The organism is Rhodanobacter sp. MP1X3 (assembly GCF_014207165.1).
Lineage (GTDB): Bacteria > Pseudomonadota > Gammaproteobacteria > Xanthomonadales > Rhodanobacteraceae > Rhodanobacter.
Genome location: NZ_JACHCO010000004.1, coordinates 216,758 through 239,788, shown reverse-complemented (window position 1 = coordinate 239,788; position 23,031 = coordinate 216,758). Strand labels below are relative to the sequence as shown.

22 protein-coding genes and 1 tRNA gene are annotated in these 23,031 nt (G+C 59.5%); 20 read left to right on the top strand and 3 right to left on the bottom strand.

Annotation, left to right across the window (positions count from 1 at the left end):
* Nucleotides 1–64: 64 nt before the first annotated feature.
* The 4 genes from ligA to HDE79_RS12570 all read left to right on the top strand — a co-directional run bounded on the left by ligA (nucleotide 65) and on the right by HDE79_RS12570 (nucleotide 5,399).
* Complete coding sequence (ligA, locus tag HDE79_RS12585; RefSeq protein ID WP_184602324.1) at nucleotides 65–2,500, top strand: NAD-dependent DNA ligase LigA; 2,436 nt, start codon at nucleotides 65–67, stop codon at nucleotides 2,498–2,500.
* The gene (gene epmA / locus HDE79_RS12580) at nucleotides 2,497–3,462 is read left to right on the top strand and encodes an EF-P lysine aminoacylase EpmA (protein WP_184602323.1); all 966 of its coding nucleotides are present in this window, start codon (nucleotides 2,497–2,499) and stop codon (nucleotides 3,460–3,462) included. The genes ligA and epmA overlap by 4 nt, the downstream gene beginning before the upstream one ends.
* Before the next feature lie 6 nt (nucleotides 3,463–3,468).
* On the top strand, nucleotides 3,469–3,912 hold the full coding sequence (locus HDE79_RS12575; protein WP_184602322.1) for a VOC family protein: 444 nt from the start codon (nucleotides 3,469–3,471) through the stop codon (nucleotides 3,910–3,912).
* A 179-nt stretch (nucleotides 3,913–4,091) separates the two neighbouring features.
* The gene (locus HDE79_RS12570) at nucleotides 4,092–5,399 is read left to right on the top strand and encodes an MFS transporter (RefSeq protein ID WP_184602321.1); all 1,308 of its coding nucleotides are present in this window, start codon (nucleotides 4,092–4,094) and stop codon (nucleotides 5,397–5,399) included.
* Nucleotides 5,400–5,427: 28 nt separating this feature from the next.
* Here the strand turns inward: HDE79_RS12570 and HDE79_RS12565 are convergent, their stop codons facing one another.
* Together HDE79_RS12565 and sbcB are read right to left on the bottom strand one after the other, a co-directional pair.
* On the bottom strand, nucleotides 5,428–6,114 hold the full coding sequence (locus HDE79_RS12565; protein ID WP_184602320.1) for a DUF2461 domain-containing protein: 687 nt from the start codon (nucleotides 6,112–6,114) through the stop codon (nucleotides 5,428–5,430).
* Nucleotides 6,115–6,221: 107 nt separating this feature from the next.
* Nucleotides 6,222–7,658 carry an exodeoxyribonuclease I gene (gene sbcB, locus HDE79_RS12560; protein WP_184602319.1) on the bottom strand — a complete coding sequence of 479 codons (1,437 nt, stop codon included), beginning with the start codon at nucleotides 7,656–7,658 and terminating at the stop codon, nucleotides 6,222–6,224.
* A gap of 129 nt (nucleotides 7,659–7,787) precedes the next feature.
* Between sbcB and orn the strand changes: the two genes are divergently transcribed.
* The 4 genes from orn to HDE79_RS12540 all read left to right on the top strand — a co-directional run bounded on the left by orn (nucleotide 7,788) and on the right by HDE79_RS12540 (nucleotide 11,683).
* Nucleotides 7,788–8,354: an oligoribonuclease gene (gene orn, locus HDE79_RS12555; RefSeq protein ID WP_184602318.1), complete on the top strand. Its 567-nt coding sequence runs from the start codon at nucleotides 7,788–7,790 to the stop codon at nucleotides 8,352–8,354.
* 45 nt (nucleotides 8,355–8,399) lie between these two features.
* Nucleotides 8,400–9,308: a dihydropteroate synthase gene (gene folP, locus HDE79_RS12550; protein ID WP_184602317.1), complete on the top strand. Its 909-nt coding sequence runs from the start codon at nucleotides 8,400–8,402 to the stop codon at nucleotides 9,306–9,308.
* Between the two features lie 63 nt (nucleotides 9,309–9,371).
* Nucleotides 9,372–10,739, top strand: a complete 1,368-nt coding sequence (gene glmM, locus HDE79_RS12545) for a phosphoglucosamine mutase (protein ID WP_184602316.1) — start codon at nucleotides 9,372–9,374, stop codon at nucleotides 10,737–10,739.
* Nucleotides 10,736–11,683, top strand: coding sequence for an isopenicillin N synthase family oxygenase (locus tag HDE79_RS12540; protein ID WP_184602315.1), 948 nt, complete (start codon nucleotides 10,736–10,738; stop codon nucleotides 11,681–11,683). Before glmM ends, HDE79_RS12540 begins: the two co-directional genes overlap by 4 nt.
* A gap of 33 nt (nucleotides 11,684–11,716) precedes the next feature.
* Here HDE79_RS12540 and HDE79_RS12535 read toward each other — a convergent pair whose 3' ends face one another.
* Nucleotides 11,717–12,526: an SDR family oxidoreductase gene (locus HDE79_RS12535; RefSeq protein ID WP_184602314.1), complete on the bottom strand. Its 810-nt coding sequence runs from the start codon at nucleotides 12,524–12,526 to the stop codon at nucleotides 11,717–11,719.
* 124 nt (nucleotides 12,527–12,650) lie between these two features.
* On the opposite strand from HDE79_RS12535, the gene tpiA reads away from it, so the two are divergent.
* The 12 genes from tpiA (at nucleotide 12,651) to HDE79_RS12470 (ending at nucleotide 22,998) form a co-directional block, all read left to right on the top strand.
* Nucleotides 12,651–13,415 carry a triose-phosphate isomerase gene (tpiA, locus tag HDE79_RS12530; RefSeq protein ID WP_184602313.1) on the top strand — a complete coding sequence of 255 codons (765 nt, stop codon included), beginning with the start codon at nucleotides 12,651–12,653 and terminating at the stop codon, nucleotides 13,413–13,415.
* A gap of 8 nt (nucleotides 13,416–13,423) precedes the next feature.
* Nucleotides 13,424–13,861, top strand: a complete 438-nt coding sequence (gene secG / locus HDE79_RS12525; RefSeq protein ID WP_184602312.1) for a preprotein translocase subunit SecG — start codon at nucleotides 13,424–13,426, stop codon at nucleotides 13,859–13,861.
* Nucleotides 13,862–13,883: 22 nt separating this feature from the next.
* Nucleotides 13,884–13,968 (top strand) — tRNA-Leu (locus HDE79_RS12520).
* Nucleotides 13,969–14,153: 185 nt separating this feature from the next.
* Nucleotides 14,154–15,377, top strand: coding sequence for a tyrosine-type recombinase/integrase (locus HDE79_RS12515; RefSeq protein WP_184602311.1), 1,224 nt, complete (start codon nucleotides 14,154–14,156; stop codon nucleotides 15,375–15,377).
* Between the two features lie 94 nt (nucleotides 15,378–15,471).
* On the top strand, nucleotides 15,472–16,275 hold the full coding sequence (locus HDE79_RS12510) for a hypothetical protein (protein ID WP_184602310.1): 804 nt from the start codon (nucleotides 15,472–15,474) through the stop codon (nucleotides 16,273–16,275).
* Between the two features lie 102 nt (nucleotides 16,276–16,377).
* Entirely contained in the window at nucleotides 16,378–16,602 is a 225-nt protein-coding gene (locus HDE79_RS12505) for an AlpA family phage regulatory protein (protein WP_184602309.1), read from the top strand.
* A 24-nt stretch (nucleotides 16,603–16,626) separates the two neighbouring features.
* Entirely contained in the window at nucleotides 16,627–17,145 is a 519-nt protein-coding gene (locus HDE79_RS12500; RefSeq protein WP_184602308.1) for a hypothetical protein, read from the top strand.
* Nucleotides 17,146–17,305: 160 nt separating this feature from the next.
* Nucleotides 17,306–20,092 carry a DNA methyltransferase gene (locus HDE79_RS12495; protein WP_184602307.1) on the top strand — a complete coding sequence of 929 codons (2,787 nt, stop codon included), beginning with the start codon at nucleotides 17,306–17,308 and terminating at the stop codon, nucleotides 20,090–20,092.
* The gene (locus tag HDE79_RS12490; protein ID WP_184602306.1) at nucleotides 20,089–20,703 is read left to right on the top strand and encodes a hypothetical protein; all 615 of its coding nucleotides are present in this window, start codon (nucleotides 20,089–20,091) and stop codon (nucleotides 20,701–20,703) included. Before HDE79_RS12495 ends, HDE79_RS12490 begins: the two co-directional genes overlap by 4 nt.
* A 758-nt stretch (nucleotides 20,704–21,461) precedes the next feature.
* Nucleotides 21,462–21,908, top strand: a complete 447-nt coding sequence (locus HDE79_RS12480) for a type II toxin-antitoxin system HicB family antitoxin (protein WP_184602304.1) — start codon at nucleotides 21,462–21,464, stop codon at nucleotides 21,906–21,908.
* Entirely contained in the window at nucleotides 21,898–22,227 is a 330-nt protein-coding gene (locus HDE79_RS12475) for a hypothetical protein (RefSeq protein ID WP_221440144.1), read from the top strand. The genes HDE79_RS12480 and HDE79_RS12475 overlap by 11 nt, the downstream gene beginning before the upstream one ends.
* Before the next feature lie 525 nt (nucleotides 22,228–22,752).
* Nucleotides 22,753–22,998 (top strand): hypothetical protein, encoded by a 246-nt coding sequence (locus tag HDE79_RS12470; protein WP_184602303.1) that lies wholly within the window; start codon nucleotides 22,753–22,755, stop codon nucleotides 22,996–22,998.
* The last annotated feature ends 33 nt before the right edge of the window (nucleotides 22,999–23,031 follow it).

The window sequence follows — 23,031 nt, the reverse complement described above, 5'->3', positions numbered from 1 at the left end:
AATCTGCTGATAGTCATCCGAAAGCCGCCGGTATCGTTAAACTTCGACGATCCAGGAGATTTGCATGACCGAACGTCCAGCCCCCGCCGATCCCGCCGTGCGCGCTACTGAGCTGCGTGTTGCGATCGAGCAGGCCAATTATCGCTATCACGTGCTCGACGACCCGCAATTGCCTGACGCGGAATACGATCGCCTGATGCGCGAACTGGAGGCGCTGGAAGCCGAGCATCCGACATTGGCCGCTGTCGATTCGCCGACGCGTCGCGTCGGTGCTCGCGCGAACGGTGGATTTGCCGAAGTGCGGCACGCACTACCGATGCTGTCGCTCGGCAACGCGTTCGAACAGGCCGGCGACAACGACCGCGAACGTTTTCATGAAGTCGCCGAATTCGAACGTCGGATCGAGCAGACGCTGGATCGTCGTGAACCGCTGTTTTCTGTGGAACCCAAGCTCGACGGTCTGGCGATTAGCCTGCGCTACGAGAATGGCGTGTTTGTGCAGGGCGCGACCCGCGGCGATGGTGAAACCGGTGAGGATGTCACCGCGAATCTACGCACGGTGCGCGCCATTCCGCTGCGCTTGCGCAGCGGAAAAGATGGCGATCATCCGCTGAGGCTTCGCGATGAAGGCTGGCCATCGCTGCTCGAAGTGCGCGGCGAGGTCATCATGCTGCGCAAGGATTTCGAGAGTTTCAACGAACGCGCCCGTGCGCATGACGAGAAGCCGCTGGCCAATCCGCGCAACGGTGCGGCGGGCTCGTTGCGCCAGCTCGATCCTGCAATCACGGCAAAGCGGCGGCTGAGCTTTTTCGCTTATGCCATCGGCGTTGTCGAAGGCGGCTCGCTGCCGCCGACCCATTCGCAGACGCTGCAGCAATTGCGCGACTGGGGCTTTCCGGTATCGCCTGAAGTCGGCACGGCAAAGGGCTTCGACGGGCTGATCGCCTACTTTCAGCGCATCGGCGCCAAACGTGACACGCTGCCGTACGACATTGATGGCGTGGTCTACAAGCTCGACGACTATGCCGGCCAGCGCGAGATGGGCTTTGTCTCGCGCGCGCCGCGCTGGGCGATTGCACACAAGTTTCCCGCACAGGAAGAGATGACCCGTCTGCTGGATATCGAAATCCAGATCGGCCGCACCGGTGCGGCCACGCCGCGGGCTCGGATGGAGCCGGTGCAGGTGGGCGGGGTCACGGTCACGTATGCAACCTTGCACAATGCTGACCAGATTGCCCGTTTGGATGTTCGTATTGGCGACACGGTGATCGTGCGTCGTGCCGGTGACGTGATTCCCGAAGTCGTGCGCGTGATCGAGGATCAGCGTCCCGCGGACACCGTACCGTGGACGATGCCGACGCACTGTCCCGTCTGCGGCTCCGATTTGCTGCGCGAAGACGGGGCGGCGGCATTTCGCTGTTCCGGCGGATTGATCTGTGCGGCACAGCGCAAGGAAGCCATCATCCATTTCGCCTCGCGCAGGGCCATGGATATCGAAGGCCTCGGCGAGCGTTTCGTCGATGCCTTGGTGGAACTCGATATCGTCAAGACGCCGGCCGATCTTTATGACCTCACCGTCGAGCGGCTTGTGACGATGAAGCAGGCTATCGACGAGCGTGATGGCACCACACCGGAAACCGCAAAAGCCGGAAAGGTGGCCACCAAGTGGGCAGAAAATCTTGTCGATGCGATTCAGGCCAGCAAGCAGTCGACGCTGTCGCGCTTTCTGTTTGGCCTTGGCATCATGCATATCGGCGAGAGTACGGCCAAGACGCTTGCCGCGTGGTTTGGCCGTCTGGGTATCGTGCGCGTGATGCCGGCACCTATTTTGCGCGTGTTGCCGGATATCGGGGAAGAAGTCGCCACGTCGATTGCCGGCTTTTTCGCGCAACCAGGCAACGAGGCAGTGGTCGATGCCTTGCTGGCGTCTGGCATCGCCTTCAGCGACGAGTCCTCGCCTTCGCCAAAGCTGCGCGATCGACTTGGCCTCGCCGTGTTGCTGGATACGGCGGGCATTCCCAAGCTCGGCGCCAAAACCAAGAGCGGTGAATTGCTGAGCCGGCATTACGCGACACTGGCAGCCTTGCAGAAGGCTGGCTCCGCACACTGGATCGTCGCCGGATTGCCCTCGGCTGTAGCGACCAACTTGCAGACTTTCCTCGATGACAATGAAAAGCGTGCCCGGCTCCATGAGGTCGAACTGGCGATGCAGGTGCTGCTGCAGGCAATTCCTCAAAGTGCCCATGCCGAGGATGCTGCGCTGGAAGGTCAAACCGTCGTACTGACCGGCACCTTGCCTACGCTGAGTCGTGAGGAAGCGAAAGAGCGGCTGGAAGCACTGGGCGCGAAGGTATCCGGCTCCGTGTCGAAGAAAACCGATTTTGTGGTCGCGGGCGAAGCGGCCGGCTCAAAACTGGACAAGGCGCAAGCGCTCGGCGTGGCGATCTGGGACGAAGCGAAATTGCTGGCGCTATTGGCCAAGCACGAGCGTGCCGCGTGAGTGCCAAGAAGCTGTCGCTGATTAGTGCGCTGCAGCTGCGCGCGAAAGTCTACAACCTGATCCGCAACTTTTTCGCCGTGCGTAATGTGCTGGAAGTGGAAACGCCGATCCTGTCCGCAGCAGGCAACAGCGAACCGAATATCGAAAGTTTCAGTACGACCTTCATGGGCCATGTCGATGCGGGTGCGCCGGTGCGCTGGCTGCGCACATCGCCGGAATATCCGCTCAAGCGTCTGCTCGCCGCCGGTGTGGGTGATTGCTACGAGCTGGGTCGGGTGTTTCGCAACGGCGAGGCCGGCGGTCAGCACAATCCCGAGTTCAGCATGCTGGAGTGGTATCGGGTCGGCTGGGATCACCGGCGCCTGATGGAGGAGACGATCACGCTGGTGGAGGCCGCCCTGGCATTGGTCGGCCGGCGTGCCGAGGTGCATATCGTCAGCTACCGACAGTTGTTTCTCGATGAGCTGGGGATCGATCCGCTGCATGCACCGATCGAGGAGTTGCGCGAACCGCTGTTCGACTATGGGATCGATCCGGCCGGATTGACGCGAGACGACTGGCTCGACCTGCTGATCACGCACCGGCTGCAGCCGGCATTTCCGCGCGACTGCATCACGGTGATTCACGATTATCCGGCGACGCAATGCGCGCTGGCGAAAATTCGTGCAGGTGATCCACCCTTGGCCGAACGCTTCGAGCTTTATCTTGGCCATCATGAAGTGGCCAACGGATATCACGAGCTCAATGATGCCGATGAGCAGCGCATGCGTTTCGAGCGGGATCAGGTGGTTCGTCGCGAACGTGGTCTGCACGATATGCCGATTGATCATCGCCTGCTGGCCATACTCGATGCGATGCCTGATGCTGCCGGCGTTGCCATGGGCATCGAACGCCTGCTGATGTGCCTGGCCGACACGGATGCGATCGCCGATGTGCTGGCCTTTCCCTTTCACGAGGCCTGAGCAGAGATGACGTCACCACCAATAACTTCAGCGCCAATAACCTCAGCGCTGCTGAAATCGATCCACCATGTCGCACTGATCTGCTCGGACTATCCGCGCTCGCGCGCTTTCTACAGCGAGACGCTGGGCCTGCCGATCGTGCGTGAGGTTTATCGCGAGACGCGGCAGTCGTGGAAGTGTGATCTCGAGGTCAGCCCTGGCGTGCAGCTGGAGTTGTTCTCTTTTCCCGAGCCGCCGCCGCGGCCATCGCGGCCGGAGGCGCAGGGTCTGCGCCATCTGGCGTTTGCGGTGGACGATATCGATGCATCAATCGCCGTTCTGCTCGATCGCGGCGTGACCTGCGAGCCGGTGCGCGTTGACGAATATACTGGTCGGCGCTTCACTTTCTTCGCCGATCCGGACGATCTGCCGATCGAGCTTTACGAAATGGACCGAGTCGAATCGTCGTGACTCGGATTGTCTAGAAATCATCCTCGCAAAGCTGTTTGGTGTACTGAGCGACCACGAATATATATATTTTTGGACGGCTATACGCATTCCGCAAACGGACGTATAAAACAGCTTTCCTGGTCGATGGATTGGTGTATGGTCGCCAGCCACGACCTCTTTCAGCGCCCAGCGAGCCATTGATGCCCCACGACACGCCATCACCGTCATCGATCGTCCGCCCTCTCAACCGCAGCGATGCACGAACGCTGACACTGTCCGCGCTAGGTGGTGCGCTGGAGTTCTATGACTTTGTCGTGTTCGTTTTTTTCGCCAAGGTGCTGGGGCAGCTGTTCTTTCCGGCCAATGTCGCGCCCTGGCTGGCGCAGTTGCAGGTGTATGGCATCTTTGCCGCTGGCTATCTGGCGCGACCGCTCGGCGGCATTGTGATGGCGCATTTCGGCGACAAGCTGGGGCGCAAAAAGATGTTCACACTCAGCGTGTTCTTGATGGCAGTGCCCACGCTGGCCATTGGCTTGTTGCCGACATACGCACAACTGGGTCTGATCGCACCGCTACTTTTGCTGCTGTTGCGCATCGTGCAGGGCATTGCGATCGGCGGAGAAGTTCCTGGCGCCTGGGTGTTCGTCGCCGAACATGCACCGGTGGGCCGGATCGGTTTTGCCTGCGCGGCACTGACCTGTGGGCTGACCGCGGGCATCCTGATAGGCTCGCTGCTGGCCGCGGGGATCAGCAGGCATTATTCAGCGGATCAGGTTCTGGCCTTCGCCTGGCGTATTCCGTTCGTGCTGGGCGGCATCTTCGGTTTCGTCGCGGTGTGGTTGCGCCGCTGGCTCAGCGAAACGCCGGTGTTTGCCGCACTGCGCGAACGCAAGCAGCTGACACAGGAGCTGCCGCTGAAAGCCGTACTGCGCGGACATCTGGTCGGTGTATGGCTGTCGGTGCTGGTGACCTGGATGTTGACCGCGGGCATCGTGGTGGTGATCTTGATGACGCCGACGTTGGCGCAGACCCGGTTTCATCTGGCACCGGCGCTGGCGTTTGAAGGCAGCAGCGTCGCCGCTTTGTTCCTTTGTTTCGGCTGCCTAGGCAGTGGATTGCTGGTTGATCGCATCGGCCGTGGCTGGTCGTTATTGCTGGGCTCGCTTGCTCTGTTGGTGACGACGTATGCGCTGTATCTGGATCTGGCTGCAGGCGGTGCGCATTTTCTGCCGTTGTACGCCATCGCCGGGTTTAGCGTGGGCGTGGTAGGCGTGGTGCCTTCGGTGATGGTGGCGGCGTTTCCACCGGCGATACGCTTCACCGGCATTTCGTTCTCCTACAACATCGCCTACGCAATCTTTGGTGCAATCACACCGCCGCTGATTGGCTGGTTCGCCGGCAAGCTCGGCCCGCTGGCGCCGGCGCATTATGTGGCGATCACCGCCGTCGTGGGCGTCGTCGTGGCGCTGTATCTACTGGGTTCGCGCCGCGCCTTTTACGAGCGTTGAATCATCGAGCAATGAACCGTCCGAGTGTTCAGAACTCCAGTTCTTGTGCCGCGCACAGGTAATCGATCAGCGGCGACACCTTCTTGAAGGTCGACACCGTCCACGGCAACAGCTCGTCGGAACACGCGAGTTCTTCGGTGAAGTAAGCCGAGGCGACGAAATCCTTGCGCTTGAGATCATCGATCAGCTCATGCGTTGCCTCGTAGCCGCGGGGCGGCCGGCTGAGCGACTCGCCACCCATCTGCAGGTGCTCGCGAAACGCCTTGCCTTGCGTAGCGCGCTTCCACGTTGCCGGGTTGTCGACGATGAATTCGCGGATGTGCTTCAGCGCATCGGACTCGGGGTGCCACATGCCGCCGCCGGCAAAGCAGTCACCCGGCTGGATGTGCAGGTAGAACGACGGTGCCGGGATCTCGTGCCGGCGCTCGTGGAAAAACCGCGAGCCCTGCCACGGCTTGTACGGCAGTTTGTTGTTGGAAAAGCGCGTGTCGCGAAAGATGCGAAATAGTGAACCGCCGTTCTTGCGTGGATCGGCACGATAGTGCGTGCTGATCTTCGCTAGTGGTGCCTGCAGATCGGTGATCAGCTGCAGAAACGGCTCGCGCACGTGGCGCTCGTAGTCATCCTTGTGCGCATGAAACCATTCGCGGCTGTTGTGGCGATCGAGCGCGGTCAGAAAGCGAAACGTGGCAGGTGTGAAGTAGGTTTTTGGCATGCGTGATGATCAGAAGGTGGGCTGAGTGAGGGATCGGTAAGCGTTTAACGTCGAACATGGCTGCAGGGGATGGCGATCGAATCGAGGGATGGCCGGGTCGGGTTTGTTCAGATGCTGGCGGCGAGCTTCTCACCCCAGGCCTGCAACTGGTCGAGCAGGGGAATTTTGCCTTGTGCCTGCGGATCGGCCCGCAATTCGGCGAGTCGCGCAAAGTAGTCGTCCAGCGTGAGTGCAGTCAGTGAAGTGTGCTTGGTCAGTCGCGTTCGACGGAAATCATCCCATCGCACCTGCTCGCCGGCCTCCAGGCTCTGAGGCCAGTTGCGTGCGCGGTAGCGAAACAGCAGTTCCGGATAGCGCGCATCGCGAAACGGAAACACGCGCTGACCCAGCTGTTCGGCAGGCGTGGCGCGCACCTGTGCCAACAGTTTCTTGTCGGCGTCGGGCAGAAAGCCGCCGCCGTAGAGTGCCAGCTCGGGATCGTCCGGTGGTGGCAGTTCGGCGGCGCGCTGAAATACGCGGCGCAGTTTTTCAGCCAGGCCATCAGCTGCGCGCAGCACATCGCGATGGGCCATGCACTTGCCTGCATCGAGTTGCAAGCGATTCGTGTCGATACCTTGCAGCACCGATAGCGGCGCCAGCGCGGGTGCGTGATTGGCGCGAACGGTGCGTAGCGGAATGCGCTCGATGCCCTCGGGTAGATCAGCGCGGGCAGTGAAGATACGGTCGGCGATTTCCTCTTCGTCCAGTGCCAGCCAGTCCGCTGGATCGGTCGCGAGGTCGTACACAATCACTTCGCCAGCGCGGCTGGGATGCGGCGCCAGTGGGGCAATGATCGTGAGGCAATGCCGGCTGGCCGGATAGCGCGAAGACACGTGGACCACCGGTGTCATGCCGATCACATCGAGCATCTCGAATACTTTCTGCTTGCGGCGCAGACCGTAATACCAGTCCCAAAGGCGCGGTTGGCGCACGCGAATCAGGCGTGCCAGATCGATCAGCGCATAGACGTCGGACAAGGCGTCGTGTGCGCGCTCCTGCGTGAGCTGGTTGGCCGTGGCCAGATGCTCGAGCTTGAAGCTGGGCGAGCCATCATCGCGCTTTGGCCACACGATACCTTCGGGCCGCAGCGCCTGGCACATGCGTACCAAGTCGATGAGATCCCAGCGCGAATTGCCGTTTTCCCACTCGCGACCGTACGGCTCATAGAAATTGCGATACAGCATCTGCCGCGTGAATTCGTCATCGAAGCGCAGCGAGTTGTAGCCGACGCCGCAGGTGCCGGGCGTCGACAGTTGCTCATGCACACGGGCGGCGAATTCGCTTTCGATCAAGCCTTCGCGTTCGGCCCGTTGCGGCGTGATGCCGGTGATCATGCAGGCGTCGGGATGCGGCGGCATCTCGCGAGACGGCTTGCCGTAGAACATCACCGGCTCGCCGACAATCTCAAGCTCCAGCGTGGTGCGAATGCCGGCGAACTGCAGCGGGCGATCGCGCCGTGCGTCGGCGCCAGAGGTTTCGTAGTCGTGCCAGAAAAAAGTCTGCATGGCGTGAATCATCGCATGGAGAAAAGTCGCAAAAACTTAAAAGCCCATCGTCACGTAGATACGTAGGCGAATCTATTTAGATAGGCAGACGGAGCAAGACTGATAAACTGCTTATCCAAAGGAGTACCCATGAGCCTCGTGAACGAAGAAAACCTGATCTGGATCGATCTGGAAATGACCGGCCTCGATACCGACAACGACTCGATTCTGGAGATCGCCACGATCGTCACCGACAGGGACCTCAATCTGCTGGCGGAGGGCCCGGTATTTGCGATTCGTCACGAGATCGACCGGCTTGAATCGATGGACAGCTGGAACAGCAATCAGCATCACAAGTCGGGTTTGTGGCGCCAGGTGCTGATCTCCGAAACCGATCACGCGATGGCCGAACAAGCGACGGTGGAGTTTCTGCGCGCATGGGTGCCACCGGGGAAGTCGCCGATGTGCGGCAATTCGATCTGCCAGGACCGCCGCTTCATGCATCGGCAGATGCCACGGCTGGAGCGCTATTTTCACTACCGCAATCTTGACGTCTCCACGCTCAAGGAGCTGGCCCGGCGCTGGGCCCCGAATATCGCCAAGAGCTTTGGCAAGGAATCGGCGCATACGGCGCTGTCGGATATCCGCGACTCGATCGACGAGCTGCGCCACTATCGCCGTTACATGGGTGAGCTGGGCGGATCGTCCGCTGCCTGATGTCTCGCCAGTCTTTTCGGATATCGCAATTCTGAGGTGACACGCATGTCGATCGATCTGTTTGCGCCAGTGCTGGATTGTGCCGGGCGCGCGCTGCGGCTGGATCGCCCGCGCGTGGTAGGCATCATCAATCTCACGCCAGACTCGTTTTCGGCCGATGGCCTCCATGGCCAGATCGATGCCGCCGTAGCGCAGGGTTTGCGCATGGCGGAAGAGGGTGCCGATATGCTCGACATTGGAGGCGAGTCGACTCGGCCCGGTGCGACGGAAGTTTCGGTCGAAGATGAGCTTCGCCGGGTGTTGCCGGTCATCGAACAGCTGATCGCACGCACTCAGTTGCCTATTGCCATCGACACCTCCAAGCCGGAAGTGATGCGTGCCGCGGTTGCTGCTGGTGCGGGCATGATCAACGACGTCTACGCGCTGCGTCGCGAAGGTGCACTGGATGCCGCGGCGGCATTGGGTGTGCCGGTGTGCCTGATGCATATGCAGGGCGAGCCCGGCAGCATGCAGGCCGATCCGCAATACGACGATGTGGTCGGCGACGTCCATCGATTCCTCACCGATCGGCTGTTTTCCTGCGAGCTGGCGGGCATCGACAAGCGCAAAATTCTGGTCGACCCCGGCTTTGGTTTCGGCAAGACGCTGGAGCACAATCTGGCACTACTGAGTGCGCTGGAACGCTTTGGCAATCTGGGCAGCGGTGTGTATGTCGGGCTGTCGCGCAAGGGCATGATCGGCACACTCACGGGTAAAACCGACCCCGCCGAACGCGCCGCCGGCTCGGCCGCTGCCGCGCTGATTGCCGTGCAGCGTGGCGCGCGGATGGTGCGCGTGCACGATGTTGCTGCCACGGTGGATGCGCTAGCCGTATGGCGTGCAGTGCACGCGATCGATACTGTTCCGAAGCGCGACGCGAAGACGGCCGTGCCTCGCTGGCCGGATGATGAGTGAGCGCTTCAATCGTCGCGGCGTTATGCTCCAGCGAATGAAATACCTTCAAAGCGGCAAGACACGATGAATCAACGCAAGTATTTCGGTACGGACGGTATCCGCGGTCTGGTCGGCCATTGGCCTATAAGCGCGGATTTCATGCTGCGGCTGGGGCGCGCCGTGGGCGCCGTGCTGGTGCGCGAGGGCCGGGATCGGCCCAAGGTACTGATCGGCAAGGACACCCGCGTGTCCGGCTACATGTTTGAATCCGCGCTCGAAGCCGGTCTGGTAGCGGCCGGTGCGGATGTCGGCTTGCTGGGGCCGATGCCAACGCCCGCCGTCGCGTTTCTCACCCGTTCAATGCGCGCCAGCGCTGGCATTGTGATCAGCGCGTCGCACAACCCGCATCACGACAACGGCATCAAGTTTTTTTCAGCGAATGGCGAAAAGCTCTCCGATGCGGTCGAGCTGGCGATCGAGCAGGAGGTCGATGCCGACTTCGTCACCGTTGATTCCGAGCGATTGGGCAAGGCCAGACGCATCGATGATGCAGTGGCGCGTTACGCCGAGTTCTGCAAGGCCACCGTGCCGGAGGATTTCAGCCTGCGCGGATTCAAGCTGGTGATCGACTGCGCACACGGCGCGACCTATCAAGTTGCGCCAAAGGTGTTTACCGAAATGGGCGCCGAGGTCATCGTCATCGGTGACAAACCGGATGGCTTCAATATCAATCGCCAGTTCGGTTCTACCCATCCGCAAGCCGTGCAGCAGGCTGTGCTGGCACACGGTGCCGATATGGGCATGGCTTTTGACGGTGATGGTGATCGGCTGGTGCTGGTCGATCGCCATGGCGCGCTGGCCGACGGTGACGACATTCTTTACGTGCTGGCTCGCAGCCTGCACACACGTGGCCTGCTGAAGGGGCCGGTGATCGGCACGTTGATGAGCAATTTCGGCCTGCAGCAGGCGCTGGCGGAAATCGACGTGCCGCTGATCCGCGCCAATGTCGGCGATCGCTATGTGATGCAGATGCTGCGGGAGCATGGCGGCATGCTGGGCGGCGAAACGTCTGGCCACATCCTTTGTCTGGATCGGGCCACAACAGGTGATGGCATCGTCGCGGCACTGGCGGTGCTCGAAGCCCTGGCGCTGTCCGGTCAGGATCTGGCGTTGGCGCGCACGGGCCTGCAAAAATTGCCGCAGGTCATGCTCAACGTGCGTGCCCAGGGTGCGCGTGAGGCACTGGCGGGAACGGCGGTACAACAGGCACTCGCCGAAGTGGAGACGACTCTCAGCGGCCGCGGTCGCGTCGTGCTGCGCGCTTCGGGAACCGAGCCGTTGGTGCGAGTTACTGTAGAAGCGGCGGATGCTGTGGAAGTGCAGCAACTGGCCGAACGGCTGGCCGACGTCGTAAAATCATCGGCCCTGACGTATCTCGCCGAAGCCTCATGAAGCACGTTCCCACGCTGGATATCCGTCGTTACGACACTGACCGTGACGCATTCGTCGCTGAACTGGGCGCGGCTTATCGCGAGTTCGGTTTTTGCTGCATCAGCGGGCATGGTATTGCACGCGAACTGATCGACGATTCCTACGATGCGTTCCAGCGCTTTTTCGCGCTGCCGACCGACATCAAGATGAAGTATCACGTACCGGGTAGCGGCGGTGCGCGCGGTTATACGCCTTACAAGGTCGAGACCGCCAAGGACAGCAAGCATGCTGACCTTAAAGAGTTCTGGCACATCGGTCGCGAGATCTCTCGAGATTCAACATTCGCTGATGTGATGCCACCCAATTTGTGGCCGGCCGAAGTGCCTGACTTCAGGCCGCATGGTTACGCACTTTACGAAGCGCTGGATCAGCTGGGTACGCGCGTGCTTTGCGGCTTGGCACTGCACATCGGGTTGCCCGAACATTATTTCGGCGACAAGACTGATCAGGGCAATTCGATTCTGCGGCCGATCCACTATCCACCCATTCCTGATGAGGGCGGCACGCAGGACAACATCCCCAACGAGCGCGCTGGGGCGCACGAGGACATCAACTTCATCACGCTGCTGGTTGGCGCCAGTGCCGAGGGCCTGGAGGTTCTCAGCGAAGGCGAATGGTTGCCAGTAACCACCGAAGGCGATGCGATCGTGGTGAATATCGGTGACATGCTGCAGCGGCTGAGCAATCACGTATACCCATCGACATCGCATCGCGTGGTCAACCCGCCGAATGCGAATGCGCGCAAGCCGCGTTATTCGGTGCCGTTTTTCCTGCATCCGAATCCGGACGTCGTGCTTGATCCCGTCGCACAGTGCATTACGCCGGATAACCCGAGCCGTTACAGCGACTCGATCACGTCGCATGAGTACCTGATGCAGCGATTGCGCGAGATCAAGTTGATTTGAGCCACGCCGTCTGAAGCGGGCTGGCTCAAGCGTCTACTCGCTGCCGTTTCGATAGCGTTTTGATTGCTTGGCCGACAGCGCCAGCGCGAGTCGATCTGGCACGAGTTCAAACAAGGCCTTGATGAACCGGTTGACTCCGCCGGTGACATGGACCGCTTCGCCACGCTCCACCGCGTCAACGCCTTGTCGTACCACCTCTTCGGCGGTGAGCCACATGAAATCGGGCAGCTTGTTCATCTTGTCGCGGGTGCCGGTGACATCATGGAATTCCGAGCGGGTAAAGCCTGGGCACAGCGCGCAGACGTTGACACCGGCCAGCTGGTTTTCCAATGCCAGCGACTGCGAAAACTTGATCAGATAGGACTTGGCCGCTGCGTACAGCGTATGTCCTGCGGTACCCGGGAGAAACCCGGCTAGCGAGGCCACGTTGATGATGCGGCCATAGCCGCGTTCGCGCATGCCGGGCAGCAACCTCCAGGACAGCTCGGTCGGCGCGGTCAGCAGCACTTGCAGCGAATCAGCGTGAGTGGCCCATGGACTGGCGACCAAGGCGCCAGGCACCCCGTAACCGGCATTGTTGATCAGCCAGTCGACTTTCAGCCCGCGTTCGTCGAGCGCTGCCGTGAGCTGTCGTGGCGCCGTTGGATCGGCAAGATCGCTGGGCAGAACGGTCACCGCGGTGCCGTGTTTTTCGCGCAACTCGGCGGCCAGCGACTCCAGTCGATCGATGCGCCGCGCGGTGAGCACCAGATCATGACCCTGCGAAGCGAGCTGCCGTGCGAACGCTGTACCAATGCCGGCAGAGGCACCGGTGATCAAACTGAGTGGACGGGATGGGGACATGGGCATTCCTCGTGACAATGCCCATTCTCGTCCGTATCACGCGATGGACGCCACTGGCTTCATCGGTTTGCTGATGTTCCGCCCCATCGGTAAGCTTGCAGTTTGATTGAAGCGGAATCAGACCATGCGTACGAAACTCGTCGCCGGCAACTGGAAGATGCATGGCAGTCGTTCGATGGCTGCGGCCTTGGTCGATGGGATCGTTGCAGGCAAGCCGGCTTCCATCGACGTGGCCATTTTTCCGCCGTTTCCCTATATCGCTGCGCTGACTGAGCAGCAGGGTGATTCCGGGCTGGCCGTTGGCGCGCAGGATGTCAGCGAGCACGAGGGGCAGGGTGCCTATACCGGCGAGGTTTCCGCTGCCATGCTCCGCGACATTGGCGCGCAGTGGGTGTTGGTCGGTCATTCAGAACGTCGTCACTACCACGGCGAAAGCGATGAGCTGGTCGCGCGCAAGTTTGCCGCTGCCCGCGCTGGCGGCCTGACACCAATCTTCTGCGTCGGCGAGACGCTGGAGCAACATGAGGCGGGCGAGGCGCAGGCAGTGATAGCTCGCCAGCTGCAGGCCGTACTGAAGCTCAACGGGATAGCTACCTTTGATACCGCCGTGATCGCCTACGAGCCGGTCTGGGCCATCGGAACCGGCCGCACGGCCTCCCCGGAGCTGGCACAGCAGGTACACGCCTTCATTCGTAGCCAATTGGAAAAAGAAGATGTTATAATTTCGCGGCTAACAAGACTGCTTTACGGCGGTAGCGTCAAAGCGGCCAACGCCGCCGAATTATTCGCGCAAGCGGACGTGGATGGAGGGTTGATCGGAGGCGCCTCGTTGGCTGCATCTGATTTCCTCGGCATCTGCAACGCGGCGCATCAAGCGCAACAGGCCTAAAAGAAACCATGTTCGTTATTTTCAGCGTGTTTTACATCCTGATCGCTGCAGCAATGATCGTACTGATCCTGTTGCAGAACGGTGCGGGCGCCGATGCCGGTTCCGGCTTCGGCAGCGGTGCGTCGGCCACGGTGTTTGGCGCGCGGGGTTCGGCGACGTTCCTTACGCGGGCGACTGGCGTACTTGCGACATTGTTCTTCCTCCTGAGCCTCGGTATGGGTATCTACCTGCACGCCAATGGCCAGCCGCATAGCACCGCCAGCGATCTGGGCGTGATGTCCGATGTGACCGGCAAGGCCAAGCCGGCGACGACCACCACGGTGCCAGCGGCCCCGGCGAATTCGGAAGTCCCGTCGGCCGCACCAGCCGCTCAGCCTGCTGCGCCAGTCAAAGCCAGCGATCAGGGCGAAGTGCCGGCAGCAAAAGAGCCAACGAAAAAGCATTAAGTGAGTAGTAAGTAATACACCTGCCCAGGTGGCGGAACTGGTAGACGCACTACCTTGAGGTGGTAGCGACGTAAGTCGTAGGGGTTCGAGTCCCCTCTTGGGCACCATTACACCGTTTGAAGACGTCCGTTAGAGTCCAAAAAACACAACGAAACCCGCTACTTGCGGGTTTTTTTGTGCCTGTAGCATGCAGAGGCGTCCAACGCTGTCCAGTGGAATACCCCCATAAGTGGGGGTACAGTCGGGGGTACGGGCAGCAAATAGGCTGCCGGCCAACAAGGGATACCCCCAGATGCCCCTGTCAGACGTTGCCATCCGCAAGGCCAAGCCTGCCGCCAAGCCGTACAAGATGGCGGACGGTCGAGGGCTGTTTCTGCTGGTGAAGCCGACCGGCTCCAAACTGTGGCGCTGGAAGTATCGGGTAGACGGGCGCGAGAAACTGCTAGCGCTGGGCGCGTACCCCGAGGTTTCCCTGACCGCTGCCCGCGATGCCACAACCGACGGCCGCAAGCTGTTGGCGAACGGCACCGACCCCGGCGAGGTGCGCAAGGCGGTCAAAGCTGAACGAATCGAGGCGGCAGCCGTGGCGTCCGACACGTTCGAGGCGGTGGCCCGCGAATGGATGGCACGGCAGGACGTGGCCGAAGTGACGGCCAACAAGACCCGCTGGATTCTGGAAACCTTCCTGTTTCCCGAGATTGGCAGGCGACCCATTGCAGAGGTGACAGCGCGCGAGCTGCTGGACGCGCTGCGGAAGGTCGAGGAAAGCGGCAGGCTGGAAAGCGCCAAGCGGGCCAAGATCAAGGCGGGGCAGGTATTCCGCTACGCCATGTTGGAAGGCAAGACGAACACTGACCCGACCGCCAGCCTGCGGGGAGCGCTCAAGCCCCCCAGCGGCAAACACCATGCTGCCGTGACCGATCCGGCACGGATGGGCGAGCTGCTGCGCGCTATTGATGGCTTCACCGGCCAACCTGTAACGCTCGCCGCGCTGAAACTTGCCCCGCTGGTATTCGTGCGACCGGGTGAGCTACGCCATGCGGAGTGGGCCGAGTTTGATCTGGACGAGGCCATCTGGCGCATCCCCGGCGAAAAAATGAAGATGAAGGCCGCGCACCTTGTGCCGCTATCCAGTCAGGCCGTGACGATCCTGCGCGAGCTGCACGCCTTCAGTAGCGGGGACCGCTACGTGTTTCCTGGCCTGCGCACGGCATCCCGCCCTATGTCAGAAAACACTGTGAATGCTGCCCTGCGACGGCTTGGCTACACCGGCGAGGAAATGACCGGGCACGGCTTCCGTAGCATGGCCGCGACGCGGCTAAACGAAATGGGGTGGAACGCGGACGCTATCGAGCGTCAGCTGGCACATGCCGAGTCCAACAAGGTCCGGGAGGCTTACACGCACGCGGCGCAGTATCTGGAAGAACGTACACGCATGATGCAGGCATGGGCCGACTATCTGGACGGGTTGCGGGCTGGCGGCAAGGTTATAGCCATCGGTCGGAAGGTAAGCTAATTATTTGAAACGCCGCGCCTAGGTCGGCCATCCGAAAACCGGGCACCTTCCCCGGCTGGCGCGGCACCTATTGAAGGGCGCAAAGGTGTGCGCGATGGATATGCTAAAGGGCGAACGCATACTGCCGGTGCGAGTTATCAGCGTGCGGCTGGCAGCCACGATATTCGCCTTTGAACTTGGCGAGTGGAAGGGCGTAGAGATAGCCGAATCAGAGCTTGAGCCGTTCCTACAGCCGCAAACTGACAGTGACCAAGTCCGTGCTGGGACAAGCCCTCATTCTTGGGGTCAGCTAACACTGAAAGGGGCAATCAGCCGCGCGCGTGATGCCATCGAATCTCTGCTCGTCCACTCCATTGACGCGGGACGAATGGCCGTACTGGAAGAACGCCGTGACTTGGCTGGCGCACTGGTCACCGGCGAGACTCTGCTGGACGTGGATAAGGTGTTCGATTGGGCGGAGGTGCATGGACTGGAACCGGGCGATTTTTTTACTAATTACGTCGAAGATGAAACTGAAATAGCAATGGCCGCACTCTCGCGCATCAACGATGAGCGGGCACGCTTGGAAAACCCCGTCGAACATGCGCGAGTGATGAAACGAGTTGCTGATATGGATTCAGATTACGTGATAGAGCTGATGAGGGAAAATGAAAGATTCCGACAACGAGCTCGCGAACGCGAACAGCCAGATACACCACTGGATGGCCGCCAGCGCACCACGCTTCTAGCGATCATCGGCGCACTGGCTAATGCTGCAAAACTTGACCTTACCCAGCACTACAAAGCCGGTGAAGCCGTCGCTGCAATGTTGGACGAGCAGGGTGTGAAGCTATCAGGCCGTTCGATTGGCGAACACTTGAAATCAGTTCGTGAAGCTATGAACAGACGGAAGGTCTAGCGCCTCAAACTGCAATAGCGGCAATACAAGCTGCAATAGCAACAACGGCGCAATGGTGATGGCGATGCTGTACTCGTTCTTAAACGACGAGGCTACATCACAATGCACACGCTGCCCGAAACTGGCTACCTTCGTCTGCCGCAGATAGTGGGCAAACTCGCCACCAAGACCGCGCCGGCTATCCCTGCGATCTTCCCCGTCTGCCGTTCGACTTGGTGGGCAGGCGTAAAAGCTGGGCGCTACCCGCAGCCCGTGAAGCTAGGTGAGCGCATCACCGCCTGGCGAGTTGAAGATATTCGCGCGCTGATCGAGCGAGTATCAGTATGATCCCGCACCCTGCAGGAGCCGACCATGAAGCAGCGGGATAGGGCAAAGCACAAGGGTCGCAAAGTCCAAGGTAGCTTCACCTTGATACCGCATGCGGTGCAAGACAGCCCGAACTGGCACGCATGCGGCGGTTCTGCCATCAAGCTGCTTTGCGACCTGGCCCGACAGTATCGCGGCAGCAATAACGGCGACCTCGGTGCGTCCATGGCTATCCTGAAACCGAGGGGATGGACAAGCCCAGAGACGGTTACATTCGCCCTGCGCGAGCTACGGCATTACGGACTGATCGTGCAGACCCGGCAAGGCGGCTTGCACGCGGCCAGCCTCTACGCGCTGACGTGGCACGCCATCGACGAATGCGGCGGCAAGCTGGACTGCGCTGCAACGTCCGTAGCACCCGGTAACTGGCGTGAGCCAGCCGCAAAACCCTTCAAACGCCCAAAGAAAAACAGGAAGGCCAGTACGGATTCCGTCACGCTCGCTACGGCATCCGTACCTATGCACCGAAAACGGCAGCCGGTTAGCTACGGAATCCGTACCTAAAATGACCGTTTTACACCACGCCCTTGCTACGGATTCCGTACACCTCTTTATATATCTACCAAGCACCTTGCTTTTTGCTGCAGCGCTCTTGATCACCTGCTGTTTGCCCCATACGCCTCAGCACGCATAATCGATCCATCTACAACAGGCACCCGCGCACATGGTCGCAACGACACGGAACGAAATACGCCGACGCCTTTCCGCATTCGCCAAGGATTGGCAGCACACAGTTCGAGAGAACGCCGACGCGAAACTATTTTGGGCACGCTTCTATGAGTGCTTCGGCATCCGCCCCGAATCCGCGACGATCTACGAAAAGGCGGTGTCCAAGCTGGGCGGCGGGCGTGGCTTCATCGACAGCTTTATCCCCGGCAAGCTGATTGTGGAACACAAGAGCCGGGGAAAGGATCTGGATGCAGCTTTCGCGCAGGCCAGCGAATATTTCATGGCATTGAAGGATGCCGAGCGGCCGCGCTACATCATCACGTCGGACTTCGCCCGGTTCCGGCTGACCGACCTGCGCACCGACGCCACCCACGAATGCAGCTTGAGGGAACTGCCCAAGCGGGCCGACTGGTTTGCGTTTCTGGTGGAGGATGCGGCGGGCGATATAGCCGAGGAATCCAAGATCGACCGCAAGGCGGCCTATCAGGTTTCCAAGCTGCATCAAGCGCTGCTGGACGTGCGTTTCATCGGACACGATCTGGAAGTGTTCATGACGCGCCTGCTGTTTTGCTTCTTTGCCGACGACACCGGCATCTTTGGCGAAAATGGCCAGTTCACCCGGCTGGTGCAGCGCAGTCGTGAGGATGGCAAAGATTTGGGCGCCATGCTGGCGGAGCTGTTTCAGGTACTTGATACCTCGCGCGATGTACGCCAGTACAGCCTGGACGAAGACCTGGCCGCGTTCGAGTACATCAACGGCAGCCTGTTCGCGGAACAGTCGCGCATCCCCGCTTTCAATCATGACTTGCGCCAGCTGCTGCTGGAAAGTTCGGAGCTGGACTGGAGTGGCATATCCCCGGCGATCTTTGGCGCCATGTTCCAAGGTGTGCTGGAGCAACAGCATCCCACCGATAAGCGACAGGCCACCCGGCGCGAGCTGGGCGCGCACTACACCAGCGAGCGAAACATTCTGCGCGTCATCAATCCACTGTGCATGGATGACCTGCGCGCCGAGCTGCACGCACCCAAGCGCACCAAGGCCACGCTGCGCGCCCTATACGACAAGCTACCCACCCTGACCTTTTTCGACCCTGCTTGCGGCTGCGGCAATTTTCTTGTGATTGCCTTCCGCGATCTGCGTCGGCTGGAAATGGAAGTGATAGCCGAACTGTGGGGCGAGCAGCGCGGTGTGCTGGACGTGTCCACTTTGTGCCGGGTGAACGTTCACCAGTTCTACGGCATCGAGATTGACGACGCGGCGGCGCACATTGCGCGCGTGGCGTTGTGGATCACCGATCACCAGATGAATCTGGAAGCCGCCGAGCGCTTCGGTACCACGCGGCCCACCGTGCCGCTGGTAACGTCACCTACAATTGCGAACGGAACGAATGCGTTAGGTATCGACTGGCAAACAGTGCTGCCATCCATGCAGTGCAGCTATGTCTTGGGCAATCCGCCATTCGTTGGCGCCAAGTACATGAGCGACAGTCAGCGCGCGGACGTAGCCCCGATCTTCGCGCCGCTCAATAGTGGTGGCCTTCTGGATTATGTAGCCGCTTGGTATGTAAAGGCCGCTGCCTATATTGCGCAAAACCCAGCCATAGAGGTGGCCTTCGTTTCAACCAACAGCATCACCCAAGGCGAACAGGCCGGCGTGCTGTGGCCGTGGCTTCTGGGGCACGGCATTACGATTCGCTTTGCGCATCGCACCTTTCAATGGAGCAACGAAGGCAAGGGCGTCGCGGCAGTTCATTGCGTCATTGTCGGCTTTGGTCTGCAAATACCTGCAAAGCGCACGCTCTACGTCTACGGCGATGGCATCAAGGCGGAGCCCACTACTGTAACTGCAAAAAACATCAATCCGTATTTGACCGATGCGCCGGACGTGGTGCTGCAGCGACGCGGCAATCCTCTTTGCGATGTGCCGGCCATGGGCATTGGCAACAAGCCGATTGATGGTGGCCACTATCTTTTCACTCCAGAGGAAATGGCGGAGTTTCTAAACCGTGAGCCGGGAGCGAAACCTTACTTTCGACGCTGGTTGGGAGGTGATGAGTTCTTGAACGGTTACGAACGTTGGTGCTTGTGGCTCGGCGATGCCGAACCTGCTGCCATAAAGGCGCTGCCACTTGCTATGGATCGAGTAGCCGCGGTGCGGCGCATGCGCAACGCCAGCAAGAGCGCGCCCACTCGCAAGCTGGCTGAGACTCCGCGTCGGTTCCATGTCGAATTCATGCCAGATCGAAAATACCTAGTCATTCCGAAGGTATCGTCAGAACGGCGAAATTTCATCCCAGTTGGCTATTTCAAACCCGACACGCTTGCCAGTGATTTGCTTTTCATAGTGCCGCATGCCACGGCATACCACTTTGGCATTCTGTCGAGCACGATGCATAACGCGTGGATGCGAACTGTCGCGGGAAGGTTGGAAAGTCGCTATCGCTATTCCGTCCACGTCGTCTACAACAATTTTCCATGGCCGCAAGAGGAGGCGGAGGAAAAGCGCGTTGCAATTGCGCGGGCAGCAGAAAGAGTCCTGGCTGCCCGCGCTGCACACCCCGACGCCACGCTCGCCGACCTGTACGATCCCGACAGCATGCCCACCGACCTGCAGGACGCCCATCGGGCGCTGGACAAGGCCGTAGACGCCGCCTACGGCTATCGGGGAAGCAAGGATGATGCTCCCCGGGTCGCTTACCTGTTCGAGCTTTACAACAGGCTAACGGGGCTGCAGTCGGCAAGCGTCAAACGTCCCGGCAAGCGGAAGGCGAAGCAGACATGAGCGGTGCCGGCGGTTGGCGCCCGCACATCGAATCCGCGTTGTCGTTGAACGTAGGCAGCCTATTCAAGGCAGGTGCACTGCATGCTGGTGCCATGACATCGGGCAGCTGGCAATGGAGTCGCGACGGTGAACAGGTGGCGAGCATCGGCTACTGTGCCACCCTGAGCGCAGAGAGCGGTGAACTTCGGCTGTCCTACACATGGAAACCAGACGGCGAGCCACAGGACGTGACATGCACCATCCGTCTGTCATCGCTCCCCTTGGAATACGGTGGTCGCCGTTGGTACATGCATTGCCCCTACACCCAGCGCCGAGTGCTTAAGTTGTACAAGTTTGGCAGCATCAAACAGTTCTGCAGCCGTACTGCCATTCGCCCATTGCCCACCTATGCCAGCCAGCGCGTGGGGGGTACCGACCGTATATTTGCGCAACGCTGGGCTCTCCGCCGCAGGATGGGCGATGATTTCAGCGACCTTTTCGGTGAGCCATTCAAGCCCAAGGGTATGCACTGGAGTGCTTTCCGACGGTATGCTGACCGCGACGCAGAACTTGAAAGGCGGGAGGGCGGCTATCTGCAGCGGCTACTCAACCGGATGCAGAAATACGGATAAAAGCCGATTTGCCTATAGATTTAGGCATGCGTGAAATAACCCCATGAGGCCAGCGTCGCACGCTAAGTTCTTGACATTGTTCGTGCAATGTCTGATGTCGCTTGACGCTAGCGGCCAGGTGATGCGCTTACGCCGTCAGTTGACGCCTACGTGCCTAAGCAACGATGGCTGATAGCGGAAACGGGCGCGCTGGAGCACTGTAGCCGTGCCCCGCAAGTCTGGCCCGATCCGGCAAGTGTCTGGCATTAGCCGACGCTGCAACGTCAGGTGGAACCGACGACCGGGGCACGCCGAAGCGGGACCGAGAATGAATTTTTTTAATGTGTCTGCCCGTGTCGGCAGGGTAGTCAGTTAGAGTCTTACCCGGTGAACAACAATGCGCAGTTTCGGACGCACCCATGCCCTGGCGGTAGGGCTAAGGTCATGTGAGGCGCGTCATGAATATTGGTAACTGTTTTTCAGTTACAATTTAACCGGGGTGGCGTAGGATCGGATGTCCAAACACGAAAAACTTCTTGAAAAGCTTTGCGGGAAACCCGCTCCGTCCGATTTTACATGGGACGAGCTCAAGTCCGTGTTGCTTCGTTTTGGGTACAAGATGGAAAAAGGCTCGGGGTCTCGTCGGAAGTTTTATAACGTCACCACGAAAGCCTTGATTATTTGTCACGAGCCGCATCCACATTCGACAATTGGTAAAGCTACCGTCACAGATATTGTTGAACACATTCGAGCGCGAGGACTTATATAAGAGGATGTCCATGAATATTTTGACCTTCAAGGGGTATGAAGGAACTGCCGAGCTTGATATGGAGCGTGGCGTCTGTCGCGGAAAAATTCTGTTTATTGAAGATTTGGTAACGTACGAGGCAGATTCTCCGTCGCAGTTGCAGGCGGTTTTCGAGGAGGCTGTGGGAGATTATCTCGAAACTTGTCAACGGCTAGGTAAGGAGCCGAACAAGCCATTGCGCGGGCAATTTAACGTTCGAGTGCCACCTGCTGTACATCGCGCGGCTTGGCTTCGCGCGGTTACTGATCAGGTGTCGCTGAATGAGGTTGTCGTCCGGGCAATGGATTGCTACCTCAATGTGCGCGCTGACGTTATGGTCAACGTGAAAGTTACAAGCGAAGACAGCTCACTTGATTTGCGTACTGTTTTGGCATCTACAGCCGGCGTGGCAGAGTGGAGTAGTCAGCGTGTCAACTGAATTAGGTTCCGCCATACCCTCGGGAACTCCAATATTGCGTGCGCAAAACGCTGTTGGGACTCCGCTTGGGTTGAGAGAATTAACCGTCCTTCTTGTGAAACATTATGGTTATCACGAGGGGAAATATGATCTTTTGGTGGAGTATCAGATTGGCGCGGGACCGATTGGACCGACGCCTGAAAACCGTGTGCCAGGAATAATGGTGGGCTTTGCCAAGTTGGGTCTCTCAACTTCCACTCAAGATGGTCCGCTAACAGTTGACGCCGCTGTAGAAAACCCAAAACCTAAGTCAAAGGCGAAGCAAAGTACCCGAAAGTAGGCATATTTTCGACGCTTCTACAGACCATATACCCACAGTCCTACAATTCCGCCGTACATGCTTGCCGCTTCCGACATTAATCTAAAGGCAAGCGTCTGCACCGTGGGGGTATATTTGGGGGTACTTTCGGCAAACAGGGCTGGAAATGCCTACAAAGACTAGCTTTTCGTTGCCCCTCTTGGCACCAACAAAAGTTTCAGTGCATAATCAATTGCACTGGAATTTGTAGTAATAAGGAAACCGTCTTCTGACGGTTTTTTTATGCGCCGCGTTTGGTTAGGATCAGTCGGCTTTGGGTACTTTCGACCGTGTTAAGAAGTGGGCCCAAATTCTCCTTCCTTTGGGGGCAGGCGTCTTGGGCTGATTTTTTGAGCAGCAGTTTCGCGGTAATTCCCGCACAACGTGTGTGGGCGCTGGCTGACATATCGCGCGTATGCAAAGTGGCACATTGCGTGCTTGGATCGACGTAGATAAACGGCCGTTCGTCGTTTCAATATTGAATGTTTCAAGGATGGGATTGCTGCAATGGTGATTATTTCGCTGAAGCAGGGGCCTAAGGGCAGCTGGAGTGTTAGCCGCGCCCATGTAACACTGTTCAGCGATCTTCAGCTTGATGCTGCCATCGCGCTGGCCAAAGAAGTGGCGCATGACGAGCACCTGCGTACCGGTCGCCCCATCCGCGTTGAAATGCCTGGGCATGCATCTACATTGGTGCTCGCAAGATATCTGGACACGCCCGAGGCTTCTGCCAACGATGTGATGGAAGCTTGAGTCATGCTGCTAATGAATTCAGCTGAATCATCG